Origin of the sequence: Microbacterium sp. NPDC089188 (genome assembly GCF_040685155.1) — a bacterium.
GTDB classification, from domain to species: Bacteria; Actinomycetota; Actinomycetes; order Actinomycetales; family Microbacteriaceae; genus Microbacterium; species Microbacterium galbum.
This window is the reverse complement of record NZ_JBFBHH010000001.1, coordinates 248,415-261,880: the sequence shown is the minus strand read 5'-3', so window position 1 is coordinate 261,880 and position 13,466 is coordinate 248,415. Positions and strand designations below refer to the sequence as shown.

General features: G+C 70.9%; 10 protein-coding genes. 5 read left to right on the top strand and 5 right to left on the bottom strand.

All coding sequences use genetic code 11. The annotated features are described in order from the left end of the window. Positions 1–53: 53 nt before the first annotated feature. Complete coding sequence (locus AB0N80_RS01090) at positions 54–896, bottom strand: Cof-type HAD-IIB family hydrolase (RefSeq protein WP_363577044.1); 843 nt, start codon at positions 894–896, stop codon at positions 54–56. A 308-nt stretch (positions 897–1,204) separates the two neighbouring features. Here AB0N80_RS01090 and AB0N80_RS01085 point away from each other — a divergent pair, with 308 nt between their 5' ends. The 5 genes from AB0N80_RS01085 (at position 1,205) to rlmN (ending at position 7,246) form a co-directional block, all read left to right on the top strand. Beyond that, positions 1,205–3,106 (top strand): beta-glucoside-specific PTS transporter subunit IIABC, encoded by a 1,902-nt coding sequence (locus AB0N80_RS01085; RefSeq protein WP_363577042.1) that lies wholly within the window; start codon positions 1,205–1,207, stop codon positions 3,104–3,106. After that, a complete protein-coding gene (locus AB0N80_RS01080; protein WP_363577040.1) occupies positions 3,093–4,544 on the top strand; it encodes a family 1 glycosylhydrolase in 1,452 nt (483 codons plus the stop codon). Before AB0N80_RS01085 ends, AB0N80_RS01080 begins: the two co-directional genes overlap by 14 nt. Before the next feature lie 41 nt (positions 4,545–4,585). Further along, positions 4,586–5,416: a PRD domain-containing protein gene (locus tag AB0N80_RS01075; RefSeq protein WP_315994360.1), complete on the top strand. Its 831-nt coding sequence runs from the start codon at positions 4,586–4,588 to the stop codon at positions 5,414–5,416. A gap of 21 nt (positions 5,417–5,437) precedes the next feature. After that, the gene (locus tag AB0N80_RS01070) at positions 5,438–5,704 is read left to right on the top strand and encodes an HPr family phosphocarrier protein (RefSeq protein ID WP_315994361.1); all 267 of its coding nucleotides are present in this window, start codon (positions 5,438–5,440) and stop codon (positions 5,702–5,704) included. Positions 5,705–5,941: 237 nt separating this feature from the next. Next, the gene (gene rlmN, locus AB0N80_RS01065; RefSeq protein ID WP_315994362.1) at positions 5,942–7,246 is read left to right on the top strand and encodes a 23S rRNA (adenine(2503)-C(2))-methyltransferase RlmN; all 1,305 of its coding nucleotides are present in this window, start codon (positions 5,942–5,944) and stop codon (positions 7,244–7,246) included. A 22-nt stretch (positions 7,247–7,268) separates the two neighbouring features. On the opposite strand, the gene AB0N80_RS01060 is transcribed toward rlmN, so the two are convergent. Genes AB0N80_RS01060 through AB0N80_RS01045 form a run of 4 tightly spaced genes read right to left on the bottom strand, consistent with a single transcriptional unit; the run spans position 7,269 to position 13,268 of the window. Next, positions 7,269–8,891, bottom strand: a complete 1,623-nt coding sequence (locus tag AB0N80_RS01060; protein ID WP_363577037.1) for a class F sortase — start codon at positions 8,889–8,891, stop codon at positions 7,269–7,271. After that, complete coding sequence (locus tag AB0N80_RS01055) at positions 8,888–9,772, bottom strand: DUF4397 domain-containing protein (protein WP_363577035.1); 885 nt, start codon at positions 9,770–9,772, stop codon at positions 8,888–8,890. Before AB0N80_RS01055 ends, AB0N80_RS01060 begins: the two co-directional genes overlap by 4 nt. Positions 9,773–9,801: 29 nt before the next feature. Next, positions 9,802–11,790, bottom strand: coding sequence for a glycosyltransferase family 39 protein (locus AB0N80_RS01050; RefSeq protein ID WP_363577033.1), 1,989 nt, complete (start codon positions 11,788–11,790; stop codon positions 9,802–9,804). Next, positions 11,787–13,268, bottom strand: coding sequence for a glycosyltransferase family 2 protein (locus AB0N80_RS01045; RefSeq protein ID WP_315994366.1), 1,482 nt, complete (start codon positions 13,266–13,268; stop codon positions 11,787–11,789). The genes AB0N80_RS01050 and AB0N80_RS01045 overlap by 4 nt, the downstream gene beginning before the upstream one ends. Positions 13,269–13,466 lie beyond the last annotated feature (198 nt).

The window sequence follows — 13,466 nt, the reverse complement described above, 5'->3', positions numbered from 1 at the left end:
GACCGGGGCTGCGGAGCCGGTCCCTTCGACGGGCTCGGGGACCCGCGCGGGCCTCAGATCAGGCCGAGCTCGGCGAACGCGTTATGGACCCCGTCGTCGAGCACGGCGGTGGTGACGCGACCCGCGAGGCGCTGCAGCTCCGGCACCGCGTTGCCCATCGCGACCGGCGTGCCGACGACCTCGAACATCTCGACGTCGTTCCAGCTGTCGCCGATGCCGATGGCATCCGCGGCCGACAGGCCCAGCTGGGCGAGGACGGACGTGATCGCGGAGCCCTTGGTCACCCCGGCCTGCCCGATCTCGCCGTTCGACCCGCCGGGCAGGGGAATCGACCCCGGGATGACGTGGAACCCGTCGCCGAGCGCCGCGGCAGCGTGGGCGACGGTGTCGGTCGAGGGGCTGACGAACACGGCCTTCGCGACCGCGTCACGGTCGACGTCCGACACGGGGCGCGGTTCGCGCCACAGCGGCTGCTCGGCCGGCAGGCCCTGGGCCTCGAGCTCGGCGGCGCGCTGCGCGTGACGCTCGCGTCGGTATTCCATCATGACCGGCCCCATGCCGTCGCTGGCATATACCCCGCCGTGGGTCTGGAGGAAGTAGTGGATGCCGTGGGCCTCGAAGTAGCGTTCGAGGGCCTCGACGTCGTTCCGCGGCATCGGGCGTTCCACGATGAGCTCATCGTCGCGCATCGCGTAGGCGCCCCCGTTCGTGATGGCTCCGTCGAAGCCGATCGCGAGCACGTCGGGATGGATGTCGCCCGCCGACCGCCCGGTCGAGAGCCACACGAGGTGGCCGTTCTCGCGCGCGCGGCGGATCGCCGTCGCGGTCGAGGGGGCGATCACGGAGCCGTGCTCGAGGATCGTGCCGTCGACGTCGAGGAAGGCGATGCGGGTCATGTGCGCTCCAGGGAGGATCGACTGCGGGCCGTGCGGCCCGGGCCGATCCGGTCGGGGGAAGGGATGCGTGGGGGTGCGCCACCGCGGGGCGCTGCCGTGGTCACCGTATCGCGATCCGTCCCGGGGGAGCGCCGGGTGGTCCGGCATCCATCGCTCATCGTGTACAGTCGCCGGTGGACATGTGACTGGTCATGCAGGCAGGATCCGAACGCAGTGCGAGAGCACCGCCTTCGGGTCCTTTTTTGTTGCCCGGGCGGCATCGGAGTCGATGCCGCGACGCGTGTCCTTCGAACCAAGGAAGGACTTCGATGACCACCCAGGACAGCTCCCGCGCGATCCTCGAGCACGTCGGGGGAGCGGCCAACGTCGCGGCGCTCCACCACTGCTCGACCCGTCTGCGGTTCACCCTCGCCGACGAGAGCCGCGCCGACGAGGCCGCGCTCAAAGCCACTCCCGGCGTCATCGGCGTCGTCACCGGCACGCAGACCCAGGTCATCGTGGGCTCGGGCGTCGCGGACTACTTCCGCGAGATCGAGAAGCTCCGCAGCGGCGGCACCGGCACCCGGGCGGGTGCGCGGGTCGAGGCCGCGAAGCCGAAACCGACGCTCAAGCGCGCCGGGGCGGTGACGATGGACTTCGTCGTCGGCGTGTTCACCCCGATCATCCCCGCCGTCGCGGGTGCGGGCATCTTCAAGTCGTTCCTCATCCTCGCGGTGGCCCTCGGTTGGCTGCAGACGACTGATCAGACCTATCAGGTGCTCACCGCGATCCCCGACGCGGTCTTCTTCTTCCTGCCGCTGCTCGTCACCTACACCGCGGCGAAGAAACTCGACACGAACATCCCGCTCGCCCTGGGCATCGTGGGTCTGCTCGTCTTCCCGACGTTCGCCGGCCTGCTGACGCAGGAGGGCGGTGTGGCCCTCTTCGGACTGACCGTCCCCGCCATCGCCTACAACGCTCAGGTCTTCCCGCCGATCCTCGCCGTGCTGCTGCTGGCGGTGGTCGAGCGTCTCGCGCGCCGCATCAGCCCGAGCGTCATCAGCACGTTCCTCGTCCCGCTGATCTGCTTCATCGTCGTCGCCCCCGCCACGATCTTCCTGCTCGGCCCGCTCGGCTTCTTCCTCGGAACGCTGCTGACGGGTGCGATGCTCTGGCTCTACGGCACGCTCGGCTGGATCGCCGTGGCCCTGATGGCCGCAGCCCTGCCGTTCATCGTCTCGGTGGGCATGCACAAGGCCTTCATCCCGCCGACGGTGGCCACCATGGCATCCGCGGGTCGGGAGAGCTTCTACCTCGTCGCCTCCCTCGCGCACAACCTCGCCGAGGCCGGATCGAGCCTCGCGATCGCCGTGCGCACGAAGAACAAGACGCTGCGGGGAACCGCGATCTCCTCGGGGATCTCGGCCTTCTTCGGCATCACGGAGCCTGCCCTGTACGGCGTCACCCTGCAGAACCGTCGCGCGATCGTCTCGGTCGTCATCGGCGCGTTCGTGGGCGGCGCGTACCTCGGCATCGCCGCGATCTCGGCCTTCGCGCTGGTCAGCCCGGGAGCCGCGTCCATCTCGATGTTCATCGACATGGCCAACCCGTGGAACCTGCTGCACGCCGTCATCGGCGCCCTCGTCGCGATGGTGACCTCCTTCATCGTCTCGCTGGTGATCTGGAAGGACTCCGATTCCGCCACCGTGCGCCTGCTCGAGCAGCAGTCCGGCGCGTCCGTTCCCGCCCCCGACGCCGCAGGCGGGGTGGTCGCACCGATGACCGGCGAGATCGTCGCGCTCGGTGCCGTCGACGACCCGGTGTTCTCGGGCGGCATCCTCGGACCCGGGGTCGCCATCCGTCCCACGGACGGCGAGGTGCGCGCCCCCATCAGCGGCGTCGTGTCGAGCCTCCTTCCCTCGCGCCACGCCCTCGGCATCCTCGGCGACGACGGCCTCGAGGTGCTCGTGCACGTGGGCCTGGACACCGTGCGACTCGAGGGTGCGCCCTTCATCGCCCACGTCGAGCAGGGCGACCGGGTCGAGGCGGGCCAGCGCGTGCTCACCGCCGACCTCGCCGCGATCGAAGCGGCCGGACTCGACATCACGACGCCCGTCGTCGTGCTCAACGGCGACGCGTACGACGTCGCCCCCCTCGCCACCGGACGGGTCGCCGCGGGCGACGCGCTGCTGGCCATCGACGCGAAGGAGACCGCGAATGGGATTGCCTGACGGATTCCTCTGGGGCGGCGCCCTCGCCGCCAACCAGGCCGAAGGGGCCTGGAACGAAGGGGGCCGCGGCCCCGCCGTGTCGGACGTGGCGAAGTACCGCCCGAACGTCGACCCGCGCGAGTACGCCGTGCACCACCAGCACACCCTCGCCAGCATCGCCGCGGCCATGGCGGACGACGACATCTCGTTCTATCCGAAGCGACGCGGTATCGACTTCTACCACCGCTACCGCGAGGATCTGGCGTTGTTCGCCGAGATGGGGTTCTCGGTGCTGCGCGTCTCGATCGCGTGGTCGCGGTTGTACCCCACCGGTGAGGAGCAGGAGCCGAACGAGGAGGGCATCGCCTTCTACCTCGATCTCTTCACGGAGATGCGCCGTCTCGGCATCCGACCGCTGGTGACGCTGTCGCACTACGACCCGCCCCTCGCCCTCGCGCTGAAGAACAACGCCTGGGTGGACCGCGGCACGATCGCGCTGTTCGAGCGGTTCTCGCGCACCTGCTTCGAGCGGTTCGGCCACCTCGTCGACCTGTGGCTGTCGTTCAACGAGATCGACGGGATCATCCGCCACCCCTTCACCTCGGGCGGCATCATCGACGAGACCGTCGAGGGCTCGCTGGAGCAGGCCTGCTACACCGCGCTGCACCACCAGTTCGTGGCGTCGGCATCGGTGACGAGGATCCTCCACGAGCTGTGGCCGGAGTCGGAGATGGGCTGCATGCTCACCATGCTCACCACCTACCCGAACACCTGCCACCCCGACGATGTCGCCGCCACCCAGGCCAAGGAGCGCCTGCTCTACCTGTGCACCGACGTGCAGGCCGGCGGCGCCTACCCGCGCCTGGCGCTGAAGGCCCTGGAGGCGAAGGGCATCGTCATCCCGTTCGAAGAGGGCGATGTCGAGCTGCTGCGCGCGCACCCCGTCGACTACATCTCCTTCTCCTACTACATGACCCTCACCGAGTCGGTGCGACCGGATGCCGAGCGCACCCCGGGCAACACCGTGCTCGGTGTGAAGAACCCGTTCCTGGAGTCCAGCGAGTGGGGCTGGCAGATCGACCCGGTCGGGCTGCGCATCTCGCTCATCGACCTCTACGACCGCTACGGCAAGCCGCTGTTCATCGTCGAGAACGGCCTGGGCATGCGCGACGAGCTCACCGACGACGGCCGGATCCACGATCCGTACCGCATCGACTACTTCCGCTCCCACTTCGCCGAGATGATCCGCGCCGTGGACGAGGGCGTCGACCTGCGGGGGTACGCGAGCTGGGCGCCGATCGACATCATCAGCGCATCGTCGTCGCAGATATCCAAGAGGTACGGTTTCATCCACGTCGACCAGGACGACCTCGGAAACGGCACCGGCGAACGACGTCGCAAGGACTCGTTCTTCTGGTACCGCAAGGTCATCGCCTCGAACGGGGCCGACCTGGCGTGATCGCCACCGCGGCGCATCCGCCGGGGTCGACGGAGACACCCATGCAGATCATCAAGAAGGTGCTGAACTCCAGCGTCGTGCTCGTCGAGGACGAGCGCGGCGTGGAGCGCGTGCTGCTCGGCAAGGGCATCGGCTTCGGTGCCAAGCCGGGCGCCACGGTCGCGCCCGAGGACACCGACCGCGTGTTCGTCGCGCTCGACGACACCGACCAGCGCAACCTCGTCGAGCTGCTGGCCCAGATCCCGGGGGAGTTCGTCGAACTGACCCGTTCGATCGTGATGGATGCCGAGGACGGTGGCATCCAGCTCGATCCGCACATCTATCTGACGCTCACCGATCACCTGCACTTCGCGGTGGAACGGCTGCGTCGGGGGCTGCGTGTCACGAACCGGCTCGCGTGGGAGGTGCGCACCGTCTATCCCGCGGAGTACGAGGTCGGCCTGCGCGCCCTCGCGCTGCTGCGCGAGCGCACGGGGGCGGCGCTCCCCGACGAGGAGGCGGCCAACATCGCGTTCCACCTCGTCAACTCCGAGGTGGGTCGTCCGGCCGTCGATTCGATGCGGGTGGTCGGCCTCATCTCCGACATCACCACGATCGTCACGCACTCCGGGGGAGTGGCCCTGGATGCCGACGACCTGCACACGCGCCGATTCCTCACGCACCTGCAGTTCTTCGCCGAGCGCCTGTTCTCCGACCGGCTCGCGGCGCAGGACGACGACCTGCTGTTCGCGACCATGACGGCCAAGCACCCGCGCGCGGTCGCCACGGCCGAGCGCGTCCGCGCGTTCGTGCTCCGCGAGCATCAGGTCGCGATCTCCGACGAGGAGGTCGGCTATCTCGCCCTCCACATCGCTCGCGCACAGTCGAGCTGAACACCCGAAAGGTCCCTCCCCATGGCACAGCGCACCGCCGTCTTCGGCTCCCCGTCCGGCCTGCATTCCCGACCGGCCGCCACCTTCGCCCGTGCGGCCGCGGCATCGAAGCACACGGTGACCCTCGCCGCCGGCGACACCTCCGTCGACGCCCGCAGTATCCTCGCGCTGCTGCAGCTGGGTGTGAAGACGGGCGACGAGGTCGCCCTCGAGGTCGACGGGCCCGAGGCCGATCGCGTCGCCGATGAACTCCGGGCGCTGCTCGAGCGGGATCTCGACGCCGCCTGACCCTGACGGCGCGAGGGGTCGGTCGGGAGTCTCCCCCCGACTGTGGTGATCGGCCCCTCGCGCTCTTCTTTTCCGTCCGCCGCTCGAGCGACGCAGACGTACGTCCACCGGGGTCGCCCCCGGGGCTGACCGGGGTCGGCGCCCGGCATCCGTCGCGTGGCAGGGAACCGGTGTTCGCGCCGGTGTCCGGCTCCGCGCCCAGCCGCGTCGCAGCCGCGCCCCGGTACCCTGGAAACCATGACCGATCAGCCCCCCGTGCGCACGACCACGCCGCCGGTGCGCCCCGCGGGGGCGCCGGCCGACACCGGCATCCGCGAAACCCGTCCGAAGACCGGACGCCAGGTGCGCCCCGCGACCGAAGGATGGCAGCAGGCGAAGGACGACACCGGCCGGCCGCTCCTGCAATTCGCGAGCCCCAAGCGCGGCAAGCCGCCGGTGCACCTCGCCGACCTGACCGCCGACGAGCGCGTCGCCAAGGTGAAGGAGCTCGGCCTGCCCGGCTTCCGGGCGAAGCAGCTCGAGAAGCACTACTTCACGCACTACACGTCCGACCCGGCCGCGATGACCGACCTGCCGGCATCCGGTCGCGAGGAACTCGTGGCGGGCATGCTGCCTCCGCTGCTCACCGAGGTGCGCCGGCTCGAGACGGACCGCGGCGACACCATCAAGTTCCTGTGGAAGCTGCACGACGGCGCCCTCGTGGAATCCGTGCTCATGCGCTACCCCGGTCGCATTACGCTGTGCGTGTCGAGCCAGGCCGGCTGCGGCATGAACTGCCCGTTCTGCGCCACCGGTCAGGCGGGGCTGACCCGCAACATGTCGGCCGCCGAGATCATCGAGCAGATCGTGCGCGCCAACGCGCTCATCGCCGCCGGCGGCCTGGGCGGCAAGAAGAGCTCCGACCACTCGCTCGACCGCGTCTCGAACATCGTGTTCATGGGCATGGGTGAGCCGCTCGCGAACTACGCGCGGGTCATGCAGGCCGTGCGCGTGATGGTCGACAAGGAGCACGGGCTCGGCATGAGCGCGCGCGGCATCACGGTGTCGACCGTGGGCCTGGTTCCGGCGATCAAGAAGCTCGCCGACGAGGACATCCCGGTCACCTTCGCCCTCTCGCTGCACGCGCCCGACGACGGCCTGCGCGACGAGCTCATCCCGGTGAACTCGCGCTGGAAGGTCGACGAGGCCCTGGATGCCGCCCGCGCCTACTTCGACAAGACCGGGCGCCGCGTGTCGATCGAGTACGCCCTGATCAAAGACATGAACGATCACGCCTGGCGCGCCGACCTTCTGGCCGACAAGCTCAACGCCCGCGGTCGGGGATGGGTGCACGTCAACCCGATCCCGCTGAACCCGACTCCGGGGTCGATCTGGACGGCATCCGAGGTGCCCGTGCAGAACGAGTTCGTGCGTCGTCTGAACGATGCCGGCATCCCGACGACCCTGCGCGACACCCGCGGCAAGGAGATCGACGGGGCGTGCGGTCAGCTCGTCGCGACCGAAGAAGACGAAGCCGTCGCCGAGGCGATGCCGGTCGGCTGAGCCGCGGTGCGGGGAGCGCTCGTCAGGCGGCGACGGCCGTCACGACGAGATTGTCGACATAGTGCCCGCTGGCCGGATCCCACGCCCCGGCGCACGTGACGAGCCGCAACTGCGGCGTCGGTGTGGGGGCGTAGATGGACTCGGTCGGGAAGCTGTCCTTCTCCACGGTCTGCAGGCCGGTGACGACGAAATTCGCCGTCGAACCGTCCGCGCGCTCGACCGCCACGGTGTCCCCCGGGGCGAGTCGGGGGAGGTCGATGAACACTGCCGGCCCGGTGGGGGAGTCGACGTGGCCCGCGATCACCGCCGGGCCCACCTCGCCCGGCAGCACGCCCTTCTCGTACCAGCCGACCGCGTCGTAGTCCCCGGGCGCTTGGATCCACCCGTCCTCGCCGCGGTCGAGGCCGACGAGGTCGCTGCTGACTCCGATGGAGGGGATGGAGATGTGCACCGGCGGCGCCGTGTTGGCCGACGAGGGAGCGACGGGGTCCTGGAACCCCGCCGCGGCACCGACTCCCGGCGCGGTCGTGCTCTGCGCGGCCGCACCGCCGGCGTCGTCGGTGACAGCCGGGCAGCCGCCCAGCACGTCACCCGAGAGCATGGCCGTGGTCAGGGCGTTCCATGCGGACCCGTAGTAGGTGGGGGTGGATGCCGCGGTGTCGGTCATACGCTCCAGGTCGGCGCGAGCGTCATCCGACCGTCCGTCCGCCGCCGCCGCGGCGGCGCGGGCGGCGTAGGCGACGGGGTGCTGATCGGTGGTGCGCGGCCCCGCGCCGGAGTCGAGCTCGGCGGGGAGGGCCTCGTCCTCCGGCAGGGCGGAGGAGACGCGTGCGGCCAGGGCGCGATCGGCGGGGTCGCAGGACTCGGCGAAACGGATCGCCGTGCGCGCCGCGTCGTAGCCGTACCCCGGTTCGCCGCCGCCTCCGGCGGAGCCGGCGATCGCCACGGATCCGTCCGCGGCGACGGTGGCCCAGTCGGTGGGCAGGGCGTTGGCGTCCAGTAGCGCGGCGGTCGCGGCGCGACTGCCCTCGGCCAGCTCCGCCCACCGGGGATCGCCCGACGCCTGTTCGAGGACCGCGTATGCGGCCGGCGACGCGTATGACGGGTTGTAGGCGTGCGGGGAGGCCGTGGCCCACGGACCCGGGAGCAGGATGCGCCCGAGCGAGGTCTCGGCCGTCATCTCGTCGAGCACCGCCGCGCCCAGCGCCACGCCCTGCTCGCGCAGGTCGTCGCGGCCGAAGGCGTCGCCGGCGAGGACGAGGGCCCGCGCGGCGTCCAGATCGGCATCCGAGGCGGGTTGCTCGTCGACGACGCCGCCGTCCTTCCATTGCCACGAGAGGAGGAGGTCGCCGCGTCGGAGGTTCGCGGTGGTCCAGTCCCAGATGCGGTCGAAGCGCGCCGGATCACCCGCGGCCACCGCCAGGAGCATGCCGTAGGCCTGTCCCTCGCTCACCGTGTCACCGCCCTGGTCGGTGCGGACGACCCGTCCGTCCTCGACATAGGCGTCGAGGAACGCCGTCGCCGAGGCGACGGTCGCATCCTCCGCGGAGGTGTCGGGTTCGGCGGGAACGCCGCACGCGGTCACCGTCACGACGACGGTGGCCGCGAGGGCAGCCCCGGCCAGGGCGCGGCGCGCGATGCTCACGCGCCCGCCCGCACCCGGCGACGGGCCAGGAGGCCGGCCACGGCGACCAGACCGAGCACGCCCGCGACGCCCGCCACCGCACCGAGGGGCGTGGCCGAGGAGGGCGCGGTGCCGCCACCGCCGGTGTGGATGCCACCGACGGGCATGTCGGCGAGCGTCGCCGAGTCGGTGATGGCCTGCGCCGTCAGCGACCCCGCGGCGTCGTCGAGCACGAACACCGTCGACACGGAACCCGCGGGCAGGTCCACGGCCGAGGTGGCGGCCTCGTCGGCACCGGTGAGGGCGAGGTCCCACGAACCCGCGGGGACGGCGGCGTAATCGGTCGCGGCGCCGGCCGGCACGTCGCGCGCGATGACGCGTCCTTCGGCGGTGTCGACGTCGACGCTGGATTCGACCGTGGAGGCCTGCACCACGCGGACGCGTGCCTGGCCCTCCGCGGGCGCGGAGAGGTCGTCGTCGAAGACGGTGGTCTTCAGATCGGCGTTGCGGCCGTAGGCCGCTACGGTGAGGGGCTCGCCCTCGGCGATGTCGATCGACTGCTGCACGACGGGCTGGGTGCCGTCGGCCGCGTCGGAGGGGACCATCGACACGACGTAGGTGCCGTCGGCGAGGGGGATGTAGGGACTGACCGCGCCGTAGGCGACGTCGTCGAGTTCGTACACGACGGCGCCACCGGCGAGCGCGGTCAGCTGGACGTCGACGGACTTCGTGTCGGGCGAGAGGTGGGCCACGCGAGCCCATCCTCCCGGGGCGGAGTCGGCCGCGTGGGCTGCGGGGGCGACGGCTGCGGCGAGACCGGCGGCGACGAGGGCGGCCGTGGCTCCCGCGGCGATCCGCGTGACGCGGCGGCGGGGCGAGGTCGGTGAGGCGAAGCGGAACATGATGGTCCTTTCGTGGGGGGAGAAGGGGATCAGTCGGCGGGGCGGGGGAGGAGGTCGACGGGCTCGTCGGGCGAGAAGGTGATGACGACGCCCGCGTCGCCGCGTTCGACCGACACGGGGCGGAGGGGGCCGGTGAGAGATTCGTAGAAGCGCAGCAGGGCGTCGGCTCCGGCGGCATCCGCCCGAGCGTCCTGTCCGGCGTAGGAACTGACGATGAGTTGCCGATGCACGCCGGAGGGGTCGCCCTCGAGCTGCGTGATGTCGGCCACATCGACGCGCCCCGAGGCCGAGAGCTGGCCGAGGGTGAGCAGGATGCGACCGTCGACCACACCCGAGGTGAGCAGGTCCTGCTGCTCCGCGGGGACGCCGACGTCGGGATTCCTCAGCACCTGCTGGCCGGCGACCGACCGTGCGGCGTACAGACCGTCGTCGGCGGCCTGGGCCAGGGCGGCCTGGTCGGAGTCGACCAGGCGCACCTCGACCTTCTGGGCACCCTCGCCGAACGAGGCGACGACCGCGCTGTTCTCGATCGCCTGGCGCACGGTCGGGAATTCGGTGGGGAAGGTGCGCATCGAGTCGGTGGTGATGACGTAGTCGTAGTCGCGCCACCCGTCCGGGGCGAGCTCCTGCACGTCGGAGTCGGTGTCGGCCTTGTAGTACCAGACGACGTTCTCGCGCTCGAAGCCGGCGCGCACGAGGTCGACCCACATCGCATCGTCGACGAGCATGCGCGAGTCGGCGGGGGCGTTCTGGGTCATCCAGGACTCCGCGTCCCGGAGCGGTCGGTCGAGGTCGGCGAGCAGGAACCCGCGCAACTGCGCCGCCCACAGGGGACCCGCGGCGATGACGGCGACGACCAGCCCGGATGCCACGGCGACACCCCCGAGGCGGCGGAAGACGCCGTGCGCGCGGAGCGCCTCCACCGCGAGCTGTCCCATTCCCGCCACGACGATCGTGGCGAACGGCAGCAGCATGATCACGTAGGGGACGGGGAGGTACCCGCCGCGGAACATGAACGCCGTCAGGGCGAGCAGGGTGACGGCCCACGGGCGCAGGCGCCGGACGAGCAGGGCGGCGACCGCGGCGGCGAGGGCGGTCACGATGAGCACGGCGTCGAGCTGCCACCACAGCCCCACGGTGCGTGCCATGAGGCTCTCGGGATCGAACAGCGAGCCGCTCCCCTCGCGCGACGCGAGCTGGAAGGCGAGGCCGTCCCACAGGCTCACGCGACCCGCTGCGGGCATGACCTCGCCCTTGACCGCGGCGAGGGCGACGTAGGTCAGTCCGATCAACCCCAGGACGGCGGCAGCGACCGACAGCGTGTACCGCCGCGTCGTGCGGTCCGCTCCACGCCACATGAACCACGCGACGAGCGGCAGGGCAAGAAGGTAGGTCTCCTTGGTCAGCACGGCGACGCCGAAGGCCGCGGCCGCGCCGATGTAGCCGGCGAGCTGGGCGCGTCGGCTCAGGGCGAGCAGCAGGGCGGCGAGCAGCCACGCCGTCGCGATGTTGTCGAGGTACACCTGGCGGTGGAACTGCACAGCGAGCGGCGACAGCAGGAAGAGGGCGACCGCCACCGAGGCCGTGAGGCGTGCGAAGCCGATGCGCCGCACGAGGAACCACAGCAGCACCGCCGCGATCGCGCTGGCGACGAGCATCGCCTCGCGAGCGGCGATCACGGCCACGTCGTATCGGTTCCATGCGTCGGTGAGACCGGCCCACGCGGCGATCTGGATCCAGCCGAGCGGGGGATGGTCGTACCAGTAGGTGTAGTGCGTGAGCTCGCCCAGATTGCCGATGCTCCACGCCTGCGCGGCGTAGGTCCCCTCGTCGTCGATGCGCTGGGGCGAGCCGCCGAGGTTCGCGCCGTTGACGAGGAGTCCCAGGAGCAGGGGCGGCAACAGCCAGAGGGCGTCGCCGAGGCGCGATCGCCAGGCCGGAACGCGTCGACGCGCATGCGGGACGGCCCGGTCGGTGCGCAGGGGGGCCTGCGCAGAACGGTCGAGTGTCGAGGTCATCGCGTCGCCTCCGTCGCGGCTGCGACGAGCACGCGCTCGCCGGATCCGGGGGTGGGGGCGCCCTCGCGGTGGGCGCCGGTGTGCTCGGTCTTCTCCCAGCTGCCGTCACCGCGCAGCTGCCGCACGACGGAGCGCACGGCGGCCGCGGCGAGGAACACCTGGTAGGGCACGAGCCCGAGGACGAGGCGCACGTAATCGCGCACGCGCACCTTCTTGCCGTACACGCGGCCGAACTCGGTGAGTCCCGCCGCTTCCGCCACGAGGGTGATGACGGTGGGCACCAGAGGAAGGAAGGTGATGAGCGCCACCGGGGTGGGAACCTTCACCAACAGGATGAACGCGAGGGAGATGGGGATGAGAAGCCCCGTCGCGGCCTGCAGGAACGGCATGTTGAGCAGATACCGGGCGTACAGGCGCTGCCGGAGCGTCGGCAGCGCCTTCCACTCGCCCTTGCCGAGCACCTGCAGGAAGCCCTGGTTCCACCGGGTGCGCTGCTTGTACAGCGACTTCAGCGTCGGCGGGGTCTCCTCGCGGGTGACGTACTCCGGGTTGTAGGCGACGACGACCTTGGCGCCGTCGCTCGACAGGCGCACGCCCAGTTCGCAGTCCTCGGCCAAGCACTGGTCGTCCCAGCCGTGCGACCATTCGAGCCGGTCGCGAGTGACGAACACGGTGTTCCCGCCGAGGGGGATGAATTTCGAGCGCGCATGGAAGTGCAGGCGCGAGCGGAACCAGAAGTAGTACTCCAGGACATTGCGCAGCGACCACCAGCTGGTCTCGAAGTTCATCAGCTGCACGCCGCCCTGCACGACATCGGCGCCGGTCTCCTGGAACTTCGAGTCGACGACAGTCAGGAGCCCGGGGTGCACCTCGTCCTCGGCGTCGAACACGCCCACGACGTCACCCGTGGCGATCTGGAGGGCGCGATTGAGCGCTTTCGGTTTGTTCTTGGGCACGCTGTCGTCGACGACGACCTTGATGAGCGCGGGATGCCGAGCGGCGGCCTGGCGCACGACCAGTTCCGTGCCGGGGTCGTCATGACCGACGATCGCGATGATCTCGAAGTCGGGGTGGTCCTGCTGGGCGAGCCGGTCGAGCGTCTGTCCCATCACCTCCTCCTCGTGGCGACCCGGGACCAGGAGGGTGAACCGGTGCCGCGCGGGGCGCGGCGTCGAGCTGAACTGCGTGGCCCGCAGGTCGTCGGCGGAACGCCACGCGTGCAGCATCCACCACAACGTCGTCGTGGCGACGATCGTCAGGGCGAGCGCCAGGACGATGATCCCGCTGTAGCCGAGCCACTCGCCCACTGACCAGTCGGGCAGGAATCCGCCCGACACGGTGGTCCCGGGCTGGGCGGGGAGGGGGACGTCCGTGGTTCCCGCGGATCCCTGGCCGGGGGCCGGCGCGACGGGGGTGAGGAGCGGTTCGGGAGTGGGATCGGGTGCGGCGGCGATCAGGGATGCGTGCGGGAACGGCAAAAGTCAACCTCCAGCGTCCACGTGGACGGTTCGAGGGCGGTAAGGGGACGTGCGGCGACCGGGGGCGAATCTCCCCGCACGGGTGGTCATCCGAGGCGGGAAGGGGGGATGGTTTGGAGGAGTCAGGGTTCTCCCAGCCTGCTCTGCGGTGTTTCCCTGCCCTGCCCACGGGGGACGACGGGGCGTCGGGGGCGTCGC